This is a genomic window from Pseudomonas sp. PME37.24/025 (genome assembly GCF_055556615.1).
In genome coordinates this window covers 33333-56985 of sequence record NZ_JBVHNK010000005.1, presented here as the reverse complement: position 1 = coordinate 56985, position 23653 = coordinate 33333, and the positions used below count along the sequence as shown (strand labels likewise).

The following is a 23653-nucleotide window of genomic DNA, read 5'->3' as shown; positions in this document are numbered from 1 at the left end:
CGCAGAGAACGGTGTTTTAGCGGTTAACCCCGATTGAATCCGTACAGGTTTATACGGCCGAAAAACAAAAGATCGCAGCCTTCGGCAGCGCCTGCAGGATCGCGTGATTCTGTAGGCGCTGCCGAAGGCTGCGATCTTTTGATCCTGCTTTTAACCGTGGTTTTGTTCAGTCAAACGCTGCACCGCCAACCGCCGGTAGTGCGACGGCGTCATGCCCTTGAGCTGTTGGAAACGCCGGTTGAAGTTGGAAATATTATTGAAGCCCGATTCGAAACACACATCGGTCACCGTTTTGTCGCCATCGGCCAGTAGCTCGCAGGATTTGCTGATGCGCAGGCGATTGACGAATTCGATAAAGCAGCGCCCGGTGGCCTGTTTGAACACTCGGCTGAAGTAGGTCGGCTTCAGGCCCAGGTGCTCGGCGACTTCTTCCAGCGGCAGTTCCCGGGCGTAATGGGCAAAGATGTAATCCACCGCCCGGTTGGTGCGGTCGATATTGTGTTCATCGGCCAATTGCGGCGTCGTGGCACCGGACAGCAACTGATAGTCATCGGACGCCGCCAGCAACTCCAGCAGAATGAAAAAATGCCCGAGCCGGGTCATGCCCTTGGTATCAGCGATGCGCTGCATCAAGGTCATGGCCTGGCGGATCGTGCGCTTGCAGCGAAACTCGATGCCGTACTGCGCGCGCTCCAACAAGGGGGCGAGCGTCTTGAGTTCGGCGAACACCTGATGGCCGCTTTCAAACAGTTCGTCAGTGAAATTGACCAGCATGTCGCGCTTGGGCACCACTTCGTCTTCGGCCACCTGGCTGATCCAGTTGTGGGGCAGGTTGGGTCCGGTCAGGAACAGCGTTTCCGGGTAGAAGTTACCGATGTAGTCACCGATGAACACCTTGCCGGAGCTGGCGACGATCAAGTGCAGTTCGTATTCCTTGTGGAAATGCCAGCGCACCAAAGGGCAGGGGAAGCCGTGCTGACGATAGATGATGGACAACCCGTTGTGGTCGTCCATCAATTCGTAGGAAGGGTCGGTAACTCTGGCTGGTCGGCTCATATCAGGGCACTTTTATTGTTATCGCCCGTTGATCATGCCTCTTTCGTAGTGCGGAACGCCAGTGTAGCGATCGCACGCTGGGTGGCTTACAAAGGGCTTGCTCCCATCGCCCAGTGCGTGAAAATCCAGCACGTCTGACACAACCCCTAGAGGCATCTATTTATTGAGCGCCTGGGCTTTGATTATGTTAGCGGTGCGGCAATTGGACACGAGTTTCGATTCTTCAAAGAAGTCCGCGTTAATAATGCTGCATTTCAAGATCCAGCTGTCGGGGGCGGGGTCGAACCATCGATCAAGGTGCTCCTTGATGTCTGTGGGGCCACCGGGTGCCGTATAACTGGTTGCGGAGAGTGACCATGGCACCCAGGATGACGGAGGATTTTTCGTCACGCGAGCGATAAGCGCTCGCACCTCCTCGACACTGGTCAGCGATTCACCGCTCCATTCGTGTTGAATGCTGGAGAGTAACCAGTGTTGATCCAGATCCGGATGGTACTCGGCAGCAATCCATACCCGCTGGGTACGACTGTCCCGCTTCAGTTGACCGAGGTTCATGTATCGGTTACGAAACGGGATGATTCTCTGGTCCAGATGTGTCAGGAGAAATCGGTTGAACTCCTTGTAGTCAAAGGGGGCATTGGCGGATTTCAATTCATGGAAATCGAGCAAGACGAATTCGTCGGGGTTCTCCTGAAGAAAACGACTCACCTGCATGACCAGGTTTTCCAGCGACCGGGATGATCGGAAGCCGTTATGCTGGAACCAGAATGTGCCAACCCCTCTGGCGTCGAGGTTGTATTCGACTCTTACATCAAGCGCGCGTGCACCGTTATTCAATTGGTCGTAAAAGGAGTTGTTTTGGCAAGCAGCCCAGTGAGAAACACCGGGCGTCACGTAAGTTGCCTTTTTGTCTACGCCAGCGTTATGGGCGCCAGGCAGGATCAACTCGTTGAGTGTCATTGAGTCAATGCCAGGTGTGTTCGCCATCCAACGGCTAAAAGTGTAATCGTTCATTGTATGCATCCTTGCATGGGTTAAAAGGTGATAATAAAAAAGTACCGCGCTTAGTGTCTGTAAGAAGGCGGGTGATATTTATAAGGGAGGCGAGCGAAACAGCCAATAAAAAACGTTATGCAAATAATGTTATTAGGCTGTGGCGCGCCGATTGAAAGTGAGTGCTTATTGATTTCGATTTTTCGCTTCAATCCACTGCGCCATATATTGCGTACTTTTATGTTGATGGTGGCGCAGCATGCCGCCAGTAAAGTTATCTCTTCTGATGTGTGCGAGATGCTGTTGGCTATAAAGCAGTTTTTCGATTAGAGCGGCCCCATGAACGGATTGCTGGTAACGATTGGCTAACAGAGATTGCCCATTTTCCTGGGCCTTCATCCAGCAAACCTTATCGGTATAAAGCTGCACGGCACAATCGGCGAACTCACGCGCAGTTCGGGTAACGGCGCCCGGCCACGGCTGTTCGCCGTGCATCGCTTCTGCGCCAATCGGTGTGGTGACATTCGGCGTACCGCAGAGCATGGCGTCGACAATTTTGCCTTTGATGCCGGCACCAAAGCGCAGGGGCGCCAGGCACACCCGGGCCGCGGACATGACTTGCAAGGCATCTTCTGCCCAGTTCATCACATGAAACCCTTGGGCCGCATTGTGCAGCGCGGTGGCTTTGGGCGGCGTATAGGCGCCATAGATATGCAGTTGCGCCTCTGGCAACTGCGCACGGATCAGCGGCCAGATCGTGGTTTTCATCCAGAGCACGGCATCCCAGTTGGGCGCGTGCCGGAAGTTACCGATACTGAGGAAATGCGCACGATCTTCAAAGGCTGGCGGCGGCGCACTCGGCGCATCGACCATCAGCGGACACCAGTGCAGCAAGTTGCGTGGCAGTTTGAACTGCTCGACCAGCAGTTCGATCTCCACTTCGGAGATCATCAGGTTCAAGTCACAGCGATACAGCGCGGCGATCTCTCGTTTTGCCAGATCGGTATCGGCCATGAGCTCGAACTCTTCAGGCAATGCCGGGGCGAACAACTCACTGAAGTCATTGCTGTCATCATTGGCCTTCAAGCGGTCCTTGAGCCGCTGGTGCCGGGCATGTCGCAGGCTTTGCAGGTCGGAGGTCTCCAGCACACGCAAAGCATCGGGGCAGTGTTTCTCTACTCGCCAGCCGAACTGTTCTTCCATCATGAACTGGTCGAACAACACGATATCCGGTGCCAGTTCACTGATAAACGTGTCGAAACTGCTGTTGTTCAATTCGATCGGTACTTCACGAATGCCCAGCGCAGTCAGGTCCGCACGGTGCTCACCGGTGCCGGCGGGGCTGCTGAAGGTAATCTCCCAGCCTTGCTGCAGGAACGTATCGAGAATTTGCATCACATGCCCACTGGCCGCAGAAGAGCGGGGCTCGGGCCAGACGTAACCAATCACCAGGACTTTGGTTGCGCGGGGCTGACTCATTGACGGGTATTCCTTGAAACGGGTAGAGAGTGGAGAGAATCGGGACGCGAGAAAAATCAGGCCTGGACGAGGATGTCTTTGACCTTGTCCCGCAACTGATCAATGGAAAACGGCTTGCCGATGAGATACATGCCGTCAGGCACCTCAATGCTCTCGGCATAGCCGCTGGCGAACAGGATCGGCAATTCGGGACGCAGCATGCGCGCCTGCTTGGCCAGTTCACGACCGTCCATGATCGGCAATCCCACATCCGTCATTAACAAATCAATGTCTTGGTCTTCATCGTTGATCAACTCCAGCGCCATTTCACAGCCATCCGCCTCAAGCACCCGGAATTCCAATTCCTCCAGCACATCGACGATCAGCGTGCGCACGATGGCATCGTCTTCGACGACGAGAATGGTGGAGGCGTGGGTGGGCATAGTGGGGCTCTCAAAGGTTGAATTCGCGGTTGCCGGTCGATCGAAACCGCCGGGCGCTTGCATGGGTAAGTGACGAATCACGACAAGTTCCCGACATGCTACAAAAACAATAGCCGCACAAGAGCTGCAGAGAATAACCGCTCCTTTGTCCCAGAGCAGCTAAATGCAGGTTTTTGCCGCGAAACATGTCAGAAAAATGGATGAGCTCGACCGTTTTGGGGCAGACTCGATGCTTTTCAACAGTACGACAAGGCTTTCCCATGACCTCTGCGTCCTCGGTTGATGAGCAACGATTCCGTAAACTCCTGAGCCGCAACGTCAGCCTGCCATTGGGCGTCGGTGTCATCAGCGCGGTGTTCTTCGTTTCGCTGATTACCTATCTGCTGTCGGTGATTCAGTGGGTCCAGCACACCGACCGGGTGATCAATAATGCCAATGAGGCAATAAAGCTGACCGTCGATCTGGAAACCGGCATGCGCGGGTTCTTGCTCAGCGGCGACGAACATTTCCTTGATCCCTACGAGACGGCCAAGCCGAGAATCGCCGTCGCTCTCGATACCTTGCTCGAATTGACCGCCGATAATCCGGTCCAGACCGATCGTCTGCGCCGGCTCCAGGCCTTGCAGACGGAATGGGCCAATTACGCGCAATCGATGATCGATTTGCAGCGTGCCAGCGGTGACTACCGTGGCGCCGTCAAGGCCGGGCGCGGTAAGCGGCTGACCGATGAGATCCGCAAGCAATTCGAAGATGTGATCGATTTGGAACAGCAGTTGCGCGCCACTCGCAACGAGGAAGTGCGCCAAACCACGATCTGGTGCATCGGCCTTTATCTGTTGTTCGTGGCCGGTATCAGCGGATTGCTGGCCTACATTGGCCGTCGGGACTTGCTCAAACTGTCCCAAAGCTACAGCGCCAACCTCGCTGGGCAACAGGCCAGTGCCCGGCGCCTGGAACAGCAAGCCTGGTTACGCAACGGTCAGACCGAACTGGCAGAGCAAGTCCTGGGGCAGCTATCCCTCAATCTGTTGGGGCGCAACATTCTGCAGTTCTGCGCCCAATATTTAGGGACGGCTGTCGCGGCAATCTATGTCCGTGAGGACCATGGTGGCCTGAAACGCATCGCGTCTTACGGTTTCTCCCGGGAACAGGAAGCGCTTGAACAGCAGATCTACAGTGGTGAAGGGATTGTCGGCCAGGTGGCGCAACAGGCGCGCTTGATTCGTCTTGATGACGTCCCGGGCGACTACTTCAAAGTCAGCTCCGGCTTGGGTGAAGGTTTACCGCACAGCGTGCTGGTGGTGCCGACCAGCGACGACGATCGGGTCAACGGTGTGATCGAACTGGGTTTCCTGCGGTCGCTGACGGATCGTGATGTCGAACTGCTCGAATTGATTGCCGGCAACATCGGTACCTCGATCGAGGCCGCCCGCTATCGCCAGCGTTTGCAGGAGGTGCTGGCCGAAGCCCAGCAACTCAACGAAGAGCTGCAAGTTCAGCAAGAAGAGCTCAAGACCGCCAACGAAGAGCTGGAAGAGCAGTCGCGGATTCTCAAGGAGTCCCAGACTCACCTGCAAACCCAGCAGATCGAGCTGGAGCAAACCAACGAACAACTCGCCGAGCAGGGGCAGATCCTGGCCGCACAGCGCGATGCCATGGACCTGAAGAACACTGAACTGAATCTGGCTCAGGTTGAGCTCGAAGCGCGCGCCGAAGAGCTGCAGCGCTCCAGCAAGTACAAATCCGAATTCCTTGCCAACATGTCCCACGAGCTGCGCACGCCACTGAACAGTTCGTTGATCCTGGCCAAACTGCTGGCGGAAAATCCGCAGGGAAACCTCAGCGCCGAGCAGGTCAAGTTCGCCGACTCGATCTACTCCGCCGGCAACGACTTACTTAACCTGATCAACGACATTCTCGACATTTCCAAGGTCGAGGCCGGCAAGCTTGAGGTACGACCGGAGAACACCAGTGTTGCGCGTCTGGTGGAAGGCCTGCGTGGCATGTTCCAGCCAATGGCTGCGGAAAAGAACCTGGATTTCCAGGTCCAGTTACAGGCCGATGCACCGCTGATGCTGTTCACCGACCGCCAGCGGCTGGAGCAAGTGATCAAGAATCTGCTGTCCAACGCGGTGAAGTTCACCGAAAAGGGCATGGTCAACCTGAGCGTCGCTGCTCAGCCGGACAACGGTATCGCCTTTATTGTCCGAGATTCCGGCATCGGTATTGCCCCGGATCAGCAGGAGAGCATTTTCGAAGCCTTCCGTCAGGCCGATGGCACCACCAATCGTCGTTACGGCGGCACCGGCCTGGGCCTGTCGATCTCTCGTGATCTGGCCACGTTATTGGGCGGCTCCATCAGTGTGACCAGTACGCCTGGGCAGGGCAGTGTGTTCGCCCTGGTGTTGCCGCAGCACTACGTCGAGCCGGGCGACGCACCTGTCGAGGCGATGAAAGCCACGCCGGTGGTCATGCCCAAAAGCGCCGTGGTGACTGCGCCTGTGCCGCGGATTGCCGACATCGACATTCCGCGTTTCGACGATGATCGCAACAAGGCGCCATTCGCCACTCGCTGCATTCTGGTCGTGGAGGATGAGCCAAACTTTGCGCACATTCTCTACGACCTGGCCCATGAACTGGGTTATCAGTGCCTGGTAGCCCACGGCGCCGACGAAGGCTACGACCTGGCCAGGCAGTTCATTCCCGATGCGATCTTGCTGGACATGCGCCTGCCGGATCATTCCGGGCTGACGGTATTGCAGCGTTTGAAAGAGCATGCCGAAACCCGGCACATCCCGGTACACGTGATTTCGGTCGAAGACCGCGTCGAGGCCGCCATGCATATGGGCGCCATCGGTTATGCGGTCAAGCCCACCACGCGTGAGGAACTCAAGGCTGTGTTTGCCCGCCTCGAAGCCAAACTGACACAGAAGGTCAAACGGGTATTGCTGGTCGAAGATGACGATGTGCAGCGCGACAGCATCGCCCGGCTGATCGGCGACGAGGACATCGAAATCACCGCTGTCGGCCTGGCGCAGGATGCGCTCGACCTGCTGCGCAGTACGATTTTCGACTGCATGATCATCGACCTGAAATTGCCCGACATGCTCGGCAACGACTTGCTCAAACGCATGTCCTCCGAGGATATCTGCTCGTTCCCGCCGGTGATCGTCTATACCGGACGTAACCTCACCCGGGACGAAGAGGCCGAGCTGCGCAAGTATTCTCGCTCGATCATCATCAAGGGCGCGCGCTCCCCCGAGCGGTTGCTGGACGAAGTGACACTCTTTCTGCACAAGGTCGAATCCCGTTTGTCCCAGGAGCGCCAGACGATGCTCAAGACCGCTCGCAGCCGCGACAAGGTTTTCGAGGGGCGTAAAGTGCTGCTGGTGGACGATGATGTACGCAACATTTTCGCCCTCACCAGTGCGCTGGAGCAGAAGGGCGCTATCGTGGTCATTGGCCGTAACGGCCGTGAAGCGATCGAAAAATTGAATGAAGTCGAGGACATCGATCTGGTGCTGATGGACGTGATGATGCCGGAGATGGATGGTTTTGACGCCACCCTCAAAATCCGCAAGGACCCGCGCTGGCGCAAGCTGCCGATCATTGCGGTGACGGCCAAGGCCATGAAGGACGATCAGGAGCGCTGCTTGCAGGCCGGCGCCAATGACTACCTGTCCAAACCCCTCGACCTGGATCGCCTGTTCTCGCTGATTCGTGTGTGGCTGCCGAAGATGGAACGGATATAAGTGTCCTGCCTCGCAAGTATGTTCCTTTTTGGCGGCGTCTGTTGTCGCCATACTGCGCTGCCGCTCCTCGCCATAGCCAGCTATGACTCGTCGCGGCGCCTTGTCTGGCAACATCAGCCACTCCCCAAAAAGGGACATACTCGCGAGGCAGGACACTAGTGGAGCGCAATACCGATATCGAATTACGCTTGCTGATTGAGGCGATTTACCTCAAGTACAGCTACGACTTTCGCGATTACTCCAGCGTGTCGATCAAACGCCGGGTCAATCACGCCTTGAATCAGTTCGAGTGCAAAACCATCTCGGCGCTGCAAGAGAAGGTTCTGTACGATCCGACCGCATTCATGCAACTGCTGCAATTGCTGACGATCCCGGTCAGCGAAATGTTCCGCGACCCTTCACACTTCCTGGCGCTGCGTCAGGAAGTGATGCCGCTGCTCAGGACCTATCCATCGATCAAGGTCTGGATCGCTGGTTGCAGCACCGGCGAAGAGGTCTATTCGATGGCGATTCTGCTCCGCGAAGAAGGCCTGCTGGATCGCACCATCCTCTATGCCACGGACATCAACCCGCGTTCGCTGGATAAAGCCCGACAGGGGATTTTTTCCCTGGAGAATGTCCGGGCCTACACTCACAACTACCAACAGGCAGGTGGGCAGCGTTCGTTCGCCGATTACTACACGGCGGCCTATGGTTATGCCATTTTCGACAAGAGCCTGTGCGACAACGTGACCTTCGCCGATCACAGCCTGGCCACCGACAGTGTTTTCTCGGAAACTCAATTGATTTCGTGCCGTAATGTATTGATTTACTTCAATAAAAAACTTCAGAGTCGCGCGTTTGGCTTGTTTCATGAATCCCTGTGTCATCGGGGTTTTCTGGCACTGGGCAGTAAGGAGACCCTGGACTTCTCGGTCTATGGCAATCAATTTGAAGCATTGGTCAAACCCGAACGGATATACCGCAAATCATGAATAGGGCAGTGCTGGATACTCATCGGCTGGATCTTCGCGGCATCGGCCGTCTGCTTATCAGGCTGGAAGGAATCGCATGTTAGGGAATATCCAGGCCAAATTACTGATCGTCGACGATTTGCCGGAGAACCTTCTGGCGCTCGAAGCCTTGATCAGGCGTGAAGACCGTATCGTCTACAAAGCCCTGTCCGCCGACGAAGCCCTGTCGCTATTGCTGCAACACGAGTTCGCCATGGCCATTCTTGATGTGCAGATGCCCGGCATGAATGGCTTCGAGCTGGCCGAGTTGATGCGCGGCACGGAAAAAACCAAAAATATCCCGATTGTGTTCGTCAGTGCCGCCGGCCGCGAGCTTAATTACGCGTTCAAGGGCTACGAAAGCGGGGCGGTAGATTTTTTGCACAAGCCGCTGGACGTTCACGCGGTCAAGAGCAAAGTCAATGTCTTCGTCGACTTGTATCGCCAGAGCAAAGCGATGAAGCATCAGGTCGAAGCGCTGGAGCAAAGTCGCCGGGAGCAGGAGGCGCTGCTCAAACAGTTGCAGAACACCCAGAATGAGCTGGAGCAAGCGGTGCGTATGCGTGATGACTTCATGTCTATCGTGGCTCACGAAGTCCGTACGCCGCTCAATGGCCTGATTCTCGAAACCCAGTTGCGCAAAATGCACCTGGCCCGGGATAACGCCGCGGCATTCACGCTGGACAAGATGCACGCGATGGTCGACCGCGACGAGCGGCAAATCAAAAGCCTGATCCGTCTGATCGAAGACATGCTCGACGTGTCGCGGATCCGCACCGGCAAGCTGTCGATTCGCCCCAGTCGGTTTGACTTGGTGCAACTGGTGAACAACCTTCTGCAAAACTTTGCACCGCAGGTCGAGGCCGCGCAGTCGTCGGTTACCTTGACGGCCAACCAGCCCGTGATGGGCCACTGGGACGAGTTCCGTATCGAACAAGTGATTTCCAACTTGTTGACCAATGCGCTGCGTTATGGCGCCAAGAGCCAGATCGACGTACGCGTGTACAATCAGGACGGGCAAGCGTGGGTTGAGGTTCAGGATCGCGGTATCGGGATCAGTGAAGAGAATCAGCAGCGCATTTTTCAGCAGTTCGAAAGGGTTAGCGCCAAGGCCGTTGTAGCCGGGCTGGGCCTGGGGCTGTTTATTTCGGAGCAGATTGTCGCCGCCCACGGTGGCTCCATCACCGTCGAGAGCCGGATTGGCGAAGGCGCCTTGTTTCGCGTTTGTCTGCCGCTGCAGGAAAACAGCCAGTTAAACGCAACCTCTGAGTGACCGCACGGTCGTATCAGCAGCTATTGATCGAACAAAGGCTTTCCATGAGTGAAGATGCACAAGATGTGGTACTGATCGTCGAGGATGACCCTTCGATCTTGATGGTGCTGTCTGCTTATTTGTCGGGTGAGGGTTACCGGGTGCTGCAAGCCGAAAACGGCGAGCAGGCCTTTGAAATTCTGGCGAGCAAACCGCATCTGGACATGATGATCACCGACTTCCGCTTGCCGGGGGGAATCTCTGGCGTGCAGATCGCCGAACCCGCCGTGAAGCTGCGACCGGAGCTCAAGGTCATCTTCATCAGCGGCTATCCGCAGGAGATTCGCGAGACTGACAGCCCGATCACCCGCAAAGCGCCGATCCTGGCCAAGCCGTTCGATCTGGATGTGTTGCAACAGATCATGCAGGACATGCTGTCCTGAAGCTGCGTCGGCGGTTGACTACACCGCCCCTGTAGGAGCTGCCGCAGACTGCAATCTTTTGACCTTTTTTTGCATCGCGTGACGGCCCAGGGTCAAAAGATCGCAGCCAGCGGCAGCTCCTACAGGGAACGCGAGCTTTTGATCTTGATTAAAGCCCTTGCTGCAACGCCGGATCATCCGGATTGAGTTGTTCAAGCTGCGCCAACAGGATCTGCACGTTCTGCAACTGTCCGCTTTCCTTCCAATAGTTGATCAGCAGCACGCGCGCCTTGCGATCGGCCGGGTGGCGTTGAACGATTTCCTGCAACTGGTTCTGTGCAGCCTCCAGCTCTTGCTCACCATGCAGCGTGGTGGCCAGGTCGTAGCGGTAATCCTTGTTGTCCGGCTCAAGCTCCACGGCTTTGGACAACCCGAGCAGGGCGAACTCACTTTGCCCGTGATGCAGCAACCAGAGCCCCAGCGCATGTTGCAGATAGGCCGAGTCAGGCTGGGACTTTAACTGTTTCGCCAACAATTGCCTGGCGGCATCGCTTTGGCCCTGTCTATCCAACACTTCGATCTGCATCACCAGTGCCGGCAGGTTGCCGGGCGCCAGTTGCAACGTGCGCTCCAAGGCCTGCTGCGCGTCCTTCAGCTCGGCATTGTGCAAGTGCAGGCGCGCGATTTGGTATTGGGTTTCGGCGCTTTCCGGTTGACCCTTGAGGAGCTGCTCCCAGACATCGATGGCTTGCTCCAAGGGGCCGAAGTACAAGCCCAGCTCATCCGGCGTCAGACCCAATAAGGCATTGACCGCCGCAAACCGGACGCTCGGGTCGCTGTCATCGAGCAAGGGCCCCAGCAACAGGCTGCGCTGCCCACTGGGCACCAGCCCATTGATGCTTTTGATCGCTGCGATACGCACCTCCGCCGATGGATGTTGCAGGTCCGCATCCGCGAGCTTCAGGGCCTGGGGGCTCGGGTAATTGGGCAGTTCGGCATGCAGCCAGATACGGCGCTTGGTCGACAGGTCAGGACGACCCAATTGCTGGTAAAGCACCCGCGCCGCCCCCGGTTGACCCGCGCGTGCCTGGGCCAGCGCTTCGCTGTAGCCATGCTTGATCGCCGCCGGCACCACGGGCGTCGTGCTACGCAGGAAAAACCAGGCGAGGGCGAGGGCAAATAATACGCAGAGGCTGATGAGCAAGTAGCGGCGGGACTGAGGCATGCAGGAATCCGGGAGCTGGCAGGCTTTTGCAAAGCCACCAGCTTCGGTCAGGCCGGGCTGTGAGTCAAACCCAAGCTTAGGTCAGCACGTAGTCGACAGGCTCAAGGGCGGGTGGCAACGCGGTTTGCCCCAGCGCTGCCAGCACTTCACGCTCCAGCATGCGCACAATCGCATTGCACGGCAGATCGTTCTCATCGAAGCCGAAAGGGTCTTCCAGATCGTCTCCGATTTCGTCGAGGCCAAAAAAGGTGTAACTGACAATGGCGGTGATCACCGGCGTCAGCCAGCCAAGGGGTTCGGCCATGGCAAATGGCAACAGGATGCAGAACAGGTAAATGGTGCGGTGCAGCAGCAGGGTGTAAGGGAAGGGCAGCGGCGTGCTTTTGATTCGTTCGCAACAGGCCTGCACCTGGCTGAGGCTGACCAGTCGAGTTTCCAGTTGGGTGTAACGCCACTCGCTGATCTGACCGCGTTCGGCCAGCGCTGAACACCGAGCACCAATTCGCTGCAAGAGTGCATCAGTGATGTTCGGGTGCTTTGCGTCTACGGCTTCTTGCGTCCACGGTTTGATCGCGTTCATCTCGTTTTCAAAACGCAGGCGGGCGATCAAGCCATGGGCGAAACCGCAGAGTTCACGCAGCAAAAGCTCACGTTCGGCCGCCGCCATCAACCCTTGGGTTTCGCGAATCAACGAACGTACTTCGATGACCAGTTGCCCCAGTTGCTTGCGACCCTCCCACCAACGGTCGTAGCAAGCATTGTTGCGAAAACTCATGAAGATCGACAGTGCCAACCCCAGCAGGGTGAAGGGTGTGGCATTGACCTTGGAGAAATAGGCCGGGTGCCAAGTCTCCACCAACACAATGACCGACGCGAGCAGCGTCACCAATAGACTGCGCAAGGCAATACGCTTGGCAATCGAGCCTTTAAGGGAAAACAGCATGCCGATCAGATTCGGCTTGGGACGCACAATCATGGGCAGCAACTTTATATAGAGAGTGGCGCTTTCGCAGCAGTGTCAGCCTAAGGGGCGGCGGGGGGGCTGTCCAATTGCTATGGCTGACGAGGTAATCGACAGGCTCTATCAAAGTAAGCGTGTCCATCGGCGAATTTGCCTACAGGTTTTGTCGACACTGAAACCTGTCGAGGCACTGAAGCAATGACTACGCTTGCTGGAGATGACTTAATGAGCGCTCCCATGCAACCGCTGCTTCAATATTTCAAGGCGATACTCAACCCCGGACGAGAGGTGCTGCTGTTCGCCCTGAGAACCATTGTGGCCGGGCTGCTGACATTGTATCTGGCCTTCCTGTTCGACCTTGAGCAGCCCAAATGGTCGATCATGGCGGTGGTCATCGTCAGCCAGCCATTGGGCGGCATGGCCCTGGCCCGAAGTTTCGGCCAGGTCATCGGCACCACGCTAGGAGCGGTGGTGGCGGTGTTGATCATGGCGATCTTCCCTCAGGCGCCCCTGCCTTTCATCCTCACCCTGGCCTTGTGGTTGGCATTCTGTACCGCTGGCGGCACCTTGTTGCGCTACACCAGTTCTCAGGCATTTGTTCTGAGCGGGTACACAGCGGTGGTCGTGGCGCTGCTGGCGGTGCCCGACCAGGAAGGCACGTTCCTGCTGGCCGTCACTCGTGTGACCGAGACGCTTTTGGCGGTGGCATGCGTGTGCGTGGTCAGCCTTCTCACGGCGCGGCCGGAAGCTGTGGCGCGGGATTACTTCGCCAAGATCGATCAGGTCATCAAGCTGCTCGCGACCCACGCTGCTGCCGTCATCCGAACCGAAGAAAGCGAAGCCGATTTCCATCGGCGGCAGATGCAGCTGCTCGGCGCAATCAGTGCTCTGGAGGGGGTACGTCGGCATTTATATTACGATGCGCCACGGTTGCGCAGCGCCAATGGTCTGGTGCAACTGCTGGGCAATCAGCTGGTGCTGCTGACTTCGCGGTTAACGGCCTTGCGTCACCAGCGGCTACTGCTCACCGAACGCTGGGAAGGCGCGTTGCCGGAAGAGATACAGCGTTTGCGCGCCGAAGAACTGGTGTTTCTCGATGAACTGGCCCAGCAAGGGCGCTCGTTGTCGAGCGAGGCGCGGCACCATTTCGCGGCGCTGCAACAGCGTTTCGATGACCAGGCCTACAAGGCCGAACAACTCACCGAGACGATGCCTGCCACCCTGCGTTCATTGGCCTGGGCTCTGCGTTGGGAGCAGGCACGGATGCTAGAGCAACTGGCGCAGATTCTGGAGCTAAGCGACGCGATCCAGGAAGGGCGTGAAGCCAGTTGTGTGTTCCGTGGCCAGGAAAATCCGCTGCATCTGGACTTCACGTTGGCGGCAATGAATGCAATCCGGGCATTTTTCGCGTTGCTGGTGGCCGGATTGATCTGGATCGAGACCGCTTGGGACGGGGCTCGTGGCGGGATGATTGTGGTGGGGATTCTCTGTTCGCTGATGGCGACTTTTCCGCGGCCGTTGCTGGCCGCACAAAGCTTTGCCAGGGGGCTGGGTCTGGCCTTGGTGGTGTCGGCGTTCTATCTGTTCATGCTGATACCGATGATCAGTAGTTTCGAGTTGCTCGCCTTGTTGCTAGCCCCATTGCTGTATGCCGTCGCGGTGGGGCTGGCCAGTCCGCCAACGACTGGCATAGGCATCGGTCTTGGGCTAACGACAATCCTGTTACTGGGCCCGCAAAACACAGGAAGCGGCCAGAACAGTGCCATTCAGTGGTTCGAGTTTGCCGGTGCGTATATCAGCGCCTCCGCGCTGGCGCTCAGTGTCTACGCCTTGATCTTCCCCTTCAGGCCCGTTTTGCGGATGCGTCGACTGTTCAATGAAAACTGCGAGCAGGTCTACGCTTTGCTGAAGACGCCGGCCACCGATGAACAACAATTTGCGTTTGAAAGCCGTATGGTCGATCGCCTGACCATGATGTTGGGATTATTGCCGGCTACCAACGACAAGCGCTCCAGCGAGCTGTTCGAAGTCAGCCTTGGGTGCATGGCGCTGGGTGTGGCTTTGAACCAGCTCAGGCAACAGGGGCAAAGCAACACGTTGCTGAGCACAGACCAGCAAAACCGTTTGCTGGCTGCCGTGCGTGAGACAGGCCGATTGATCTCCGGGCGGCCCGGGATTGACCTTGAGCAGCTGCTCGGAAACTTGCGTGTCTTGGGCGATGAAATGGACGACTTGCATTTAGACGTTCATGAACACCTGTGGTCGGTTTTCAGAATGCGCGTGGCGTTGTTGATCGTGGTGTCGTTTCTGGAGCGACATCGCCAATACTTTCAACCCGCCCAAGCGGAGGGAGAGCCAGCTCTTGCCCATTGATTTTGAATTGGGCGGCGTCTACTTGCCGCCGATTGCCCAGGCGTTACTGCTGGCCCTGCCGATTTTCCTGCTGCTGGACTGGATCTTGCGCCGTTTTGGCGTGCTGCGTTTTGTCTGGCATGAGGCCTTGTTCGAAGGCGCGTTGTACGCCTGCGTTTGCGCGACGCTGATTCTGGTGATGGGAGCTTGATGCCTTGAAGAGGATCCTTGCCCGACTCGTGACTGTGGCGGTGGTATTGCTGGCCTTCGTGGTCGGCTGGTTCGCCTGGGAACATTACACCCGCGCGCCCTGGACTCGGGATGCGCGGGTTCGCGCCGATGTGGTGACTTTGTCTGCCGATGTCTCGGGGCGCATCGTCAGCCTGGGTGTTCAAGACAATCAGCATGTTGAGAAAGGCCAGTTACTGCTGGAGATCGACCCGTCGCGTTATACGCTGGCAGTGGAGCATTCCAAGCGTGCGGTGGAAGTCGCAAAAGCCACGCTGGGCCAGTCCGAAGCGACGATTGTCGCCAGCGAAGCACTGCTCAGGCAGCGTCAAAGTGAAGAGCATCGCCGGCGAACCCTCAAACAGCGTTTCGCGATCTCTGGCGAAGAATGGGAAAAATCCAGTACCGAAGTGGCTGTGGCGCAGGCGGAGCTGTTGCGCAATCAGGCCAATCTGGGCCTGGCCCAAGCCAATGTGCAACTGGCGATTGCCGCATTGACCCAGGCCGAACTGGACTTGCAGCGCACGCGGGTCGCAGCGCCTGTCAGCGGTTACGTGACCAACCTGCTAACTCGTCAGGGCGATTACGCCACCGCCGGGGGGGCGTTGTTAGCGCTGGTGGACAGCGACTCGTTTTATGTCAGCGGCTACTTTGAAGAAACAAAGCTGCCGCGAATCGAGGAGGGCGACCGGGTCAGGATCGAGTTGATGAGCGGCGAGACCTTCGGCGGCACCGTGCAAAGTATCGCTTTTGCTATAGCCGACCGCGAGAACTCCCCCGGCAGTCGTCTGCTGGCCAGCATCAACCCCAGTTACACCTGGGTCAAGCTGGCGCAACGGGTACCGGTGCGGATTCAGATCGATGCTGACTATGTCGCTAAAAACCGCCTGCGTGCCGGGACCACGGCTACCGTGACAGTCCTGGAAAGCCGCGAGACTCAAGAACACCGCTAACCCTGTGGGAGCGGGCTTGCCCGTGATGACGGTGGGTCAGCCAACGTCAATGCTGAATGTGCAATCGTCATCGCGGGCAAGCCCGCTCCCACAGGGAATTGTGGTGTTTGAGTTATGGCGTGCAGACAAAAAAAAGCCCCGCGACCGAATGAGGCGCGGGGCAAAAGAATTGGTTGGTTGCGGCCAACCAAAGGAGCTCTTTGAAACGTTACTTGCTGGCGACCGTCTCTGGCTGCCAGCCGCCGCCGAGGGCTTTGTAGATCGCGACGATGCCGCGATACAAATCGACTTCGGCCTGGGCCTGGGTGTCTTCGGCTGCCAGGCGCTCGCGCTGAGCATCGAGCAGCACCAGGAAGTCCACGGTGCCTTCGCGGTAGCGAATGTCGGCGAGATCGGCAGCGGCGCGGCTTGACTCGCTTTGACGAATCAGCGAGATCAGGCGTTGCTGACGTTTGCCGTAATCGCTGAAGGCGTTTTCCGACTCTTCCAGCGCCAGCAGGACTTGCTGCTCGTAGGTCGCCAGAGCGCCTTCGGCTTCAGCATCGGCGCCGCGCAAACGCGCGCGCACGCTGCCCAGGTCGAATGCCGCCCAGGTAATGCTTGGGCCCAGTGCCCAGGCGTTGGCCGCCGAGGAGCCGATCTGCGAACCGCGCCCGGCGGTGAAGCCGAGGAAGCCGCTGAGGCTGACACGTGGGAACAAATCAGCCTTGGCCACGCCGATACGGGCGGTGGCGGCCGCCAGTTGGCGTTCGGCGCTGCGGATGTCCGGACGCCGCTGCAGCAGTTCGCCCGGATCACCGATCGGCAGGGCCTTGGCGATTGCCGGCAAGTCTTTTGGACTCAGGTCGACGGTGAGCTTGTCCGGACGCTCACCCAGCAGGGTGGCGATGCGGTTGCGCTGACGCACCTGTTCTGCCTGCAGTTGCGGCACGCTGGCTTCGACAGAGGCCAGGCGCGCATCGGCGCGAACCACGTCCAGCTGATCGCCGACACCGGCATCACGCAGGCTTTCGGTGATCTTGCGCGACTCTTGCTGGTTGTTCAGGTTGGCCAGGGCGATCTTTTCCCGCAACTGCGCACCGCGCAGCTGGCCATAGGCGTCCACCAGTTCGGCAATCATGGTGACTTGCAGTTGGTAAAGATCGGCTTCGGCCGCCTGCTGTTCGGCGTCGCTGGATTCCAGGTTGCGCTGGATGCGACCGAACAAGTCCAGTTCCCAGGCCATGTCCAGGCCCAGGTCATAGCGTTCACTGCTGACGCGTTTAGTGGTTTGGCCGGGAATCTGTCCTTTGGCCAAATCACTGCTCGCGCGGCTGGTGATGGTCGGCATGGCGTCATTGCTGGCGTCATCGCGAATCGCCCGGGCCGCTTTCCAGCGGGCAAAAGCCACGCGCAAATCGCGGTTGCCTTGCAAGGATTGCGTCACCAACTGGTTGAGGGTCGGATCCTCGAACTGCTGCCACCAGATGCCTTCGAAACGGGCCCGGTCGAAGTTCTTCTGACCGGCGCTGCCATCGGTGGCGGCCGTGATGTTGGCCGCCTCCGTCGCTGGGGTTTTGTAGTCCGGGCCGACGGCGCAGGCACTCAGGGCCAGTACCAGAAGGCTCGGCAGGAAGGCTTTCAGGCTCATTGTTGCGCCTCCAGTTGCTTTTCCAATTTCAGCGCCTTGGCCGCTTTGCGCGCTTCACCGCGCTCCACAAAGTTGCGAATCAGTACGTAGAACACCGGCGTCAACAACAGACCGAAGAAGGTCACCCCGAGCATCCCCGAGAACACCGCCACACCCATGGCATGACGCATTTCGGCACCGGCACCGCTGGAGAAAACCAGAGGCACAACACCCATGATGAACGCGAAGGAGGTCATCAGAATCGGCCGAAGACGCAGACGGCAAGCTTCCAGCACCGCGGCCAGCGGGCCGAGGCCTTCTTCCTGTTTATCCTTGGCAAACTCGACGATCAGAATCGCGTTCTTACACGCAAGTCCCACCAGTACGATCAAGCCGATCTGGGTAAAGATGTTGTTGTCGCCGCCCGAGGCAATCACACCGGTAATGGCCGACAGCAGGGTCATCGGTACGATCAGGATCACCGCCAGTGGCAGGCTCCAGCTTTCGTATTGCGCCGCGAGCACCAGGAACGCCAGCAGTACGCAGAGCGGGAACACGAACAGCGCGGTGTTGCCGGACAGAATCTGCTGGTAGGTCAGGTCGGTCCACTCGTAGGTCATGCCGTTGGGCAATTCGTCCTTGAGCAGTTTCTCGATGGCTTTCTCGGCTTGGCCGGAGCTGTAGCCGGGGGCTGCTGCACCGTTGATTTCAGCGGTGATGAAGCCGTTGTAGTGCATCACGCGGTCCGGCCCCGAGGTGTCGCTGACCTTGATGAAGGTCGCCAGCGGGATCATCTCGCCCCGGTTGTTACGCACTTTCAGCTGACCGATCTGGTCCGATTCGAGGCGGAACTGTTGCTCAGCCTGAACGTTGACCTGATAGGTGCGACCGAAGCGGTTGAAGTCGTTGGCATACAGCGAACCCAGGTAGATCTGCAGGGTGTCGAAGATGTCACTGACGGCAACGCCGTGGGTCTTGGCTTTTTCCCGGTCGATGGCGGCATCGACCTGCGGCACGTTCACGGTGTAGCTGGTGAACAGGCCAGCCAGCTCCGGCACGCTGTGGCTTTTGGTGATGATGTTCATGGTTTCTTTGTACAGCTCGTCGTAGCCCAGGTTGCCCCGGTCTTCGATCTGCAGGCGGAAACCGCCAATGGTCCCCAAGCCTTGTACCGGCGGCGGCGGGAAGATCGCCATATAGGCTTCCTGAATCCCGGCGTACTGGCCGTTCAATGCACCGGCAATCGCACCGGCGGACATGCTCGGATCCTTACGTTCGTCGAACGGTTTCAGGGTGACGAACACGATGCCGGAGTTAGGGCTGTTGGTGAATCCGTTGATCGACAGACCCGGGAAGGCCACCGCGCTTTCCACACCAGGTTGTTTCAGGGCCAGGTCGGACATGCGCTTGATCACGTCTTCGGTACGGTCCAGGCTCGCGGCATCCGGCAGTTGCGCGAAGGCCACCAGGTATTGCTTGTCCTGGCCGGGTACGAAACCGGTCGGGGTGTTGGAGAAACCGAAGAACGTCAATACCATCAGGCCTGCGTACAGCAGCAGGGCGATACCGCTGCTGCGGATAACCCGGCCCACGGTGCCGACATAGCCGTGGCTGGCCTTGTCAAAGAAACGGTTGAACGGGCGGAACAACCAGCCACCGAAGATTTTGTCCAGAACCTTGGAGAAACGGTCCTTCGGCGCGTCATGACTTTTGAGCAATACCGCAGCCAGAGCCGGCGACAAGGTCAGCGAGTTGAAGGCCGAGATCACGGTCGAGATCGCAATCGTCAGGGCGAACTGTTTATAGAACTGCCCGGTCAAGCCGGAGATGAACGCAGCTGGGATAAACACCGCGCACAACACCAGCGCCGTCGCGATGATAGGGCCGGTCACTTCGCGCATCGCACGCTTGGTGGCTTCTACAGGGGTTAATCCGAGCCCGATGTTTCGCTCGACGTTCTCCACCACCACAATCGCATCGTCGACCACGATACCGATGGCCAGTACCAGCCCGAACAGCGACAGGGCGTTCAATGAGAAGCCGAACAGGTGCATCACGGCAAACGTACCGATCAGCGAAACCGGCACCGCCACCAACGGGATGATCGAGGCGCGCCAGGTTTGCAGGAACAGGATCACCACGAGCACAACCAGGATCAGCGCTTCGAAGAGGGTGTGAACCACCGCCTCGATGGAGCCACGCACGAAGATCGTCGGGTCATAGACGATGCTGAAGTCCATGCCTTCCGGGAAGTTCTTCTTCAGCTCGGCCATTTTCTCCCGAACGTCGTTGGAGATTTGGATCGCGTTGGAGCCAGGGCGCTGGAAGATCGGGATCGCCACCGCCGGCTGGTTGTCCAGCAAGGAGCGCAGGGCGTATTGGCTAGAGCCGAGTTCGACGCGGGCGATGTCTTTCAGGCGAGTGATTTCACCATTTTCGCCGGAACGAATGATGATGTTCTCAAACTCTTCTTCGGAAACCAGACGACCTTGCGTGTTGATCGACAGCTGGAATGCCGTGGCATTCGGTGCTGGCGGGGCGCCCAGGGCACCGGCCGCCACTTGGCGGTTTTGTTCACGAATCGCGGTAACCACATCGGTGGCGGTCAGGTTGCGCGAAGCAGTCTTGTTCGGATCGAGCCACACCCGCAGCGAGTAATCGCCCATGCCGAACAGCTGCACGTCACCGACACCGCCCAGACGCGCCAGCTCATCCTTGATGTTGAGCAAGGCGTAGTTGGACAGGTAGAGCATGTCGTAGCGTTTGTCCGGCGAGGTCAAGTGCACAACCATGGTCAGGTCGGGCGAAGCCTTGTCGACGGTGATACCGATGCGCGTCACTTCCTCGGGAAGCTTGGGCTCGGAGCGCGTCACGCGGTTCTGCACCTGCACCTGCGCGTTGTCCAGGTCAGTGCCCAGGGCGAAGGTGATGGTCAGGGTGATCTTGCCGTCAGCGGTGGACTGCGAGGACATGTACAGCATGTTCTCAACGCCGGTGATGGCTTGCTCCAACGGAGCGGCCACGGTTTCACCGATGACTTTAGGGTTGGCGCCCGGGAAGTTGGCACGGACCACAACGGTCGGTGGCACGACTTCCGGGTATTCGCTGATCGGCAACTGGAACAGCGAGATGGCGCCAGCGATCAGGATCAGCAGCGACAGTACCGCTGCGAAGATCGGCCGTGAAATGAAGAATTGGGAAAAATTCATCGGAGTAATTGTCCCTTAACCGCGTGGAGTGGCAGCAGCCACTTTCACAACCGCACCCGGCGCGACCTTGGCCGGTGCGACTTGAGGCAGGTTGCTGGCTTCCAGCGCTTGTCGTTGTTGTGCGAGGGCCGCGAGGGTTTGTTCGCTGGCCATCGGGATCACTTCAGGCGTGACCGGTGAGCCAGGGCGAACCCGTTGCAAGCCCTTGACGATGATGGTGTCGTCTTTGTTCAGGCCGCTGCGCACGATGCGCAGACCTTCGATCTTCGGACCCAGCTCCACAGGGCGATAAGCCGTTTTGTTGTCGGCATCCATCACCAGCACGAACTTTTTACCCAGGTCGGTACCGACCGCTTCGTCGTTGATCAACACCGCGGAGTAAGTGCCGCTGCCGACCAGTTTCAGACGGGCATACAGGCCAGGGGTGTACTGTCCGTCGGCGTTATCAAAGACAGCGCGACCGCGGATGGTGCCGGTTTTCGGGTTGACCTGGTTGTCGACGAAGTTCATCACGCCCTGGTGCGGGTTGCCGTCTTCGTTGGACAGACCGAGGTAAACCGGGGTGGTTGCACCGCGTTTGCCCTGACGGGCGAGCTGGGTGTATTTGAGGAATACACGTTCGTCAGCGTCGAAGTAGGCGTACACCTTGTCAGTGGAAACGACGCTGGTCAGCGCGGTGGTATCGGCGGTCACCAGGTTGCCGGCGGTGATTTCCGCACGGCTGACACGGCCGCTGATAGGCGCAGTGACACGGGTGAAGCTCAGGTTCAGTTTGGCCAGGTCCAGTTGGGCCTGGAGGGCGCCGACGGCCGCGCGGGCTTCTTGAGCCGCGCTGGTGCGCGAGTCGGCGAGTTCGGCGGAAATCGCGTTGCTGGTGCGCAGACGTTCGCCGCGCTGGGATTCGTTTTCGCTGCGGGTGGCGGTGGCGCGAGCTTGGGCAACCAGGGCTTCGAGGCGGCGGACCTCAGCCTGGAAGGGGCGCGGGTCGATCTGGAACAACAGATCGCCTTTCTTGACCAGCGCGCCTTCGGTGAAGGCCACGTCATCGATCTGGCCGGAAACCCGTGGACGAATCTCTACCGTTTCCGGCGCTTCAAGGCGCCCGGTGAATTCGTCCCACTCGTTGACCGGTTGTTCCAGCACCTTGGCCACGCTGACTTTGGCTGCGGGCATGGTGGCGGCAGCGTCCGGAGTCTTGCCGCAAGCGCTCATCACCAGCACGGCCAACAGGGCCAAGGGGAAGCGCAAATGTTTGAGTGACTGTTCCATGGATGCATCCGCCAATGTATTGAGATGGACGGATGATGCTTGGCGGGGTGGTATGGCACGAATCGAATGAACCGAAGGTAACTATCATTCGGAATGATATAAGCTCAAAGCGAGCCCTCTAGCATGCACCTTCCATTAGTGGGCTATCAAATGAAATGATGACAAATCAGTGTTGCAGGGAGTGTAAGGGATTGGCCCGAAACCGTGTCACGGCTTTCGCGGGCAAGCCTCGCTCCCACGTTAGATCGCGTTCTTCTGTAGGAGCGAGGCTTGCCCGCGAAGAGGCCATCAGCCCCAAAACAGAAATCAAACCAGCCTCGCAGGTTCGGTCAACTCTGCCTGTGCTCTGAGCTCAGCTACGGAATCTGAGCGTTGTTGAGGGGGCTTCGCCGTAGCGTCTTTTATATTCCTGTGCGAATCGCCCCAAATGAGCAAAACCCCATTTGAAGGCGATATCTGTGACCGAATCTTCTTGTTGCTGACGGCTCAGTTCAAGGTGCACTTGTTCCAGCCGTAAGTTGCGCAAATAGGCCATGGGCGTGGTATCGCAAAAGTCGCGGAAGCCGGCGAATAGCGTGCGAACGCTCACACCTGCATGTTCGGCCAATTGCTCGATGCTCAGCGGTTGGTCGGCGTGAGCGCGCATGAACTCTTCGGTTCTTTTGACGAAGTGGGGTAAAGGCGGTCTGTTGCTGGCACAGTCCAGGCGTTCTCGAAGATTGTTCGGCTGGCCGTAAACCAGAGCATTGATCAGCATTGACTCGAACTGCTTGAGTACCAGCGAATGGTGCAGTGGATGGTTATCCAGCTTGATTGCGTCCGCCAGAATGCCGATTAGCTGGAGAAAGTAGTGACCTCCAGGTGTGGTCAGGTCGAGTTCTGGATCGAACTCCAACGGTCTTTCCAAATTGTGTCCCAGATGCTGGACGCAATGGTATTCGACTTCACTGCGCTCGATCCTCAAGGCCAATTGTGGCGCGTTGGCGTCCCAGCTCATCGATAACGGCAGATTGGGGGAGATCAGCGAGGCCCGTTCCGGCGTGGAGATGAAGTCATGTCCTGCGCACTGAATGCGTGCTTGTCCCTTGATGGGTACCTGGATCAGGAAAAAATCCTCGAGGCGACCTGGATCGATAAAGACGTTGACGCCGTATTCCAATCGGTTCAGGGACAGTCGTCCACGGTTGATATGGTGCATCCGTGCGCTGACCCGCTCGGTGCTGTCGATGCAGCGCAGTTCGTGGTTTTTGAAGACGCCGCTGACGCCTTCGCGGATGCCTTCCAGATCATTGAGCAGAAATAATTGGTTTTCCGGGGTGAACAGCGACGCACTGTCGAAAAGGCTGGCGCAGCGCTGTGCGATGAGATTCTGACTCATGGTCACCTCAGTTGCATGCACGATTCAAGGCATGTCGCACGGTGGTGTTACCGCAGTTTTGCAGGATCTGGATGATCGCTGCGTTATCCGGATAACCCGTG

At 58.1% G+C, this 23653-nt stretch carries 17 protein-coding genes; 7 read left to right on the top strand and 10 right to left on the bottom strand.

Features of this window, described 5'->3' with window-relative positions:
- Window positions 1–150: 150 nt before the first annotated feature.
- The 4 genes from ACZ3HH_RS10705 to ACZ3HH_RS10690 form a co-directional block, all read right to left on the bottom strand.
- The gene (locus tag ACZ3HH_RS10705; RefSeq protein WP_052963349.1) at window positions 151–1056 is read right to left on the bottom strand and encodes an AraC family transcriptional regulator; all 906 of its coding nucleotides are present in this window, start codon (window positions 1054–1056) and stop codon (window positions 151–153) included.
- A 156-nt stretch (window positions 1057–1212) separates the two neighbouring features.
- Complete coding sequence (locus tag ACZ3HH_RS10700) at window positions 1213–2070, bottom strand: phospholipase (protein ID WP_465804422.1); 858 nt, start codon at window positions 2068–2070, stop codon at window positions 1213–1215.
- Between the two features lie 165 nt (window positions 2071–2235).
- Window positions 2236–3528 carry a glycosyltransferase gene (locus ACZ3HH_RS10695; protein ID WP_465804420.1) on the bottom strand — a complete coding sequence of 431 codons (1293 nt, stop codon included), beginning with the start codon at window positions 3526–3528 and terminating at the stop codon, window positions 2236–2238.
- Window positions 3529–3584: 56 nt separating this feature from the next.
- Complete coding sequence (locus ACZ3HH_RS10690; RefSeq protein WP_465804418.1) at window positions 3585–3950, bottom strand: response regulator; 366 nt, start codon at window positions 3948–3950, stop codon at window positions 3585–3587.
- Window positions 3951–4210: 260 nt separating this feature from the next.
- Here ACZ3HH_RS10690 and ACZ3HH_RS10685 point away from each other — a divergent pair, with 260 nt between their 5' ends.
- The 4 genes from ACZ3HH_RS10685 to ACZ3HH_RS10670 all read left to right on the top strand — a co-directional run bounded on the left by ACZ3HH_RS10685 (window position 4211) and on the right by ACZ3HH_RS10670 (window position 10389).
- The gene (locus ACZ3HH_RS10685) at window positions 4211–7702 is read left to right on the top strand and encodes a response regulator (RefSeq protein ID WP_465804417.1); all 3492 of its coding nucleotides are present in this window, start codon (window positions 4211–4213) and stop codon (window positions 7700–7702) included.
- A gap of 158 nt (window positions 7703–7860) precedes the next feature.
- The gene (locus tag ACZ3HH_RS10680; RefSeq protein ID WP_465804415.1) at window positions 7861–8676 is read left to right on the top strand and encodes a CheR family methyltransferase; all 816 of its coding nucleotides are present in this window, start codon (window positions 7861–7863) and stop codon (window positions 8674–8676) included.
- Window positions 8677–8752: 76 nt separating this feature from the next.
- Window positions 8753–9967: a hybrid sensor histidine kinase/response regulator gene (locus ACZ3HH_RS10675; RefSeq protein ID WP_465804414.1), complete on the top strand. Its 1215-nt coding sequence runs from the start codon at window positions 8753–8755 to the stop codon at window positions 9965–9967.
- 44 nt (window positions 9968–10011) lie between these two features.
- A complete protein-coding gene (locus tag ACZ3HH_RS10670) occupies window positions 10012–10389 on the top strand; it encodes a response regulator (protein ID WP_038983388.1) in 378 nt (125 codons plus the stop codon).
- 148 nt (window positions 10390–10537) lie between these two features.
- On the opposite strand, the gene ACZ3HH_RS10665 is transcribed toward ACZ3HH_RS10670, so the two are convergent.
- On the bottom strand, window positions 10538–11593 hold the full coding sequence (locus ACZ3HH_RS10665) for a tetratricopeptide repeat protein (protein WP_465804412.1): 1056 nt from the start codon (window positions 11591–11593) through the stop codon (window positions 10538–10540).
- Between the two features lie 76 nt (window positions 11594–11669).
- Complete coding sequence (locus ACZ3HH_RS10660; protein ID WP_465804410.1) at window positions 11670–12569, bottom strand: bestrophin family protein; 900 nt, start codon at window positions 12567–12569, stop codon at window positions 11670–11672.
- Window positions 12570–12779: 210 nt separating this feature from the next.
- On the opposite strand from ACZ3HH_RS10660, the gene ACZ3HH_RS10655 reads away from it, so the two are divergent.
- The 3 genes from ACZ3HH_RS10655 to ACZ3HH_RS10645 are packed head-to-tail and all read left to right on the top strand — an operon-like array spanning window position 12780 to window position 16087.
- Window positions 12780–14927 (top strand): FUSC family protein, encoded by a 2148-nt coding sequence (locus tag ACZ3HH_RS10655; RefSeq protein ID WP_465804409.1) that lies wholly within the window; start codon window positions 12780–12782, stop codon window positions 14925–14927.
- On the top strand, window positions 14917–15117 hold the full coding sequence (locus ACZ3HH_RS10650; protein WP_038983381.1) for a DUF1656 domain-containing protein: 201 nt from the start codon (window positions 14917–14919) through the stop codon (window positions 15115–15117). Before ACZ3HH_RS10655 ends, ACZ3HH_RS10650 begins: the two co-directional genes overlap by 11 nt.
- Window positions 15118–15121: 4 nt before the next feature.
- Window positions 15122–16087, top strand: coding sequence for an HlyD family secretion protein (locus tag ACZ3HH_RS10645; protein WP_465804407.1), 966 nt, complete (start codon window positions 15122–15124; stop codon window positions 16085–16087).
- Window positions 16088–16295: 208 nt separating this feature from the next.
- Here ACZ3HH_RS10645 and ACZ3HH_RS10640 read toward each other — a convergent pair whose 3' ends face one another.
- The 4 genes from ACZ3HH_RS10640 to ACZ3HH_RS10625 form a co-directional block, all read right to left on the bottom strand.
- Window positions 16296–17717 carry an efflux transporter outer membrane subunit gene (locus ACZ3HH_RS10640; protein ID WP_217854848.1) on the bottom strand — a complete coding sequence of 474 codons (1422 nt, stop codon included), beginning with the start codon at window positions 17715–17717 and terminating at the stop codon, window positions 16296–16298.
- Window positions 17714–20905 carry an efflux RND transporter permease subunit gene (locus ACZ3HH_RS10635; protein WP_465804405.1) on the bottom strand — a complete coding sequence of 1064 codons (3192 nt, stop codon included), beginning with the start codon at window positions 20903–20905 and terminating at the stop codon, window positions 17714–17716. The genes ACZ3HH_RS10640 and ACZ3HH_RS10635 overlap by 4 nt, the downstream gene beginning before the upstream one ends.
- 15 nt (window positions 20906–20920) lie before the next feature.
- Window positions 20921–22174 carry a multidrug efflux RND transporter periplasmic adaptor subunit MexE gene (gene mexE / locus ACZ3HH_RS10630; RefSeq protein WP_465804403.1) on the bottom strand — a complete coding sequence of 418 codons (1254 nt, stop codon included), beginning with the start codon at window positions 22172–22174 and terminating at the stop codon, window positions 20921–20923.
- A 352-nt stretch (window positions 22175–22526) separates the two neighbouring features.
- A complete protein-coding gene (locus tag ACZ3HH_RS10625) occupies window positions 22527–23552 on the bottom strand; it encodes an AraC family transcriptional regulator (protein WP_465804401.1) in 1026 nt (341 codons plus the stop codon).
- Window positions 23553–23653 lie beyond the last annotated feature (101 nt).

Excerpts from the sequence above, each read along its gene's own strand:
- ACZ3HH_RS10705 (WP_052963349.1), bottom strand. The coding sequence starts at position 1,056 with ATGAGCCGACCAGCCAGAGTTACCGACCCTTCCTACGAATTGATGGAC.
- ACZ3HH_RS10700 (WP_465804422.1), bottom strand. The coding sequence starts at position 2,070 with ATGAACGATTACACTTTTAGCCGTTGGATGGCGAACACACCTGGCATT.
- ACZ3HH_RS10695 (WP_465804420.1), bottom strand. The coding sequence starts at position 3,528 with ATGAGTCAGCCCCGCGCAACCAAAGTCCTGGTGATTGGTTACGTCTGG.
- ACZ3HH_RS10690 (WP_465804418.1), bottom strand. The coding sequence starts at position 3,950 with ATGCCCACCCACGCCTCCACCATTCTCGTCGTCGAAGACGATGCCATC.
- ACZ3HH_RS10685 (WP_465804417.1), top strand. The coding sequence starts at position 4,211 with ATGACCTCTGCGTCCTCGGTTGATGAGCAACGATTCCGTAAACTCCTG.
- ACZ3HH_RS10675 (WP_465804414.1), top strand. The coding sequence starts at position 8,753 with ATGTTAGGGAATATCCAGGCCAAATTACTGATCGTCGACGATTTGCCG.
- ACZ3HH_RS10670 (WP_038983388.1), top strand. The coding sequence starts at position 10,012 with ATGAGTGAAGATGCACAAGATGTGGTACTGATCGTCGAGGATGACCCT.
- ACZ3HH_RS10665 (WP_465804412.1), bottom strand. The coding sequence starts at position 11,593 with ATGCCTCAGTCCCGCCGCTACTTGCTCATCAGCCTCTGCGTATTATTT.
- ACZ3HH_RS10660 (WP_465804410.1), bottom strand. The coding sequence starts at position 12,569 with ATGATTGTGCGTCCCAAGCCGAATCTGATCGGCATGCTGTTTTCCCTT.
- ACZ3HH_RS10655 (WP_465804409.1), top strand. The coding sequence starts at position 12,780 with ATGAGCGCTCCCATGCAACCGCTGCTTCAATATTTCAAGGCGATACTC.
- ACZ3HH_RS10640 (WP_217854848.1), bottom strand. The coding sequence starts at position 17,717 with ATGAGCCTGAAAGCCTTCCTGCCGAGCCTTCTGGTACTGGCCCTGAGT.
- ACZ3HH_RS10635 (WP_465804405.1), bottom strand. The coding sequence starts at position 20,905 with ATGAATTTTTCCCAATTCTTCATTTCACGGCCGATCTTCGCAGCGGTA.
- mexE (WP_465804403.1), bottom strand. The coding sequence starts at position 22,174 with ATGGAACAGTCACTCAAACATTTGCGCTTCCCCTTGGCCCTGTTGGCC.
- ACZ3HH_RS10625 (WP_465804401.1), bottom strand. The coding sequence starts at position 23,552 with ATGAGTCAGAATCTCATCGCACAGCGCTGCGCCAGCCTTTTCGACAGT.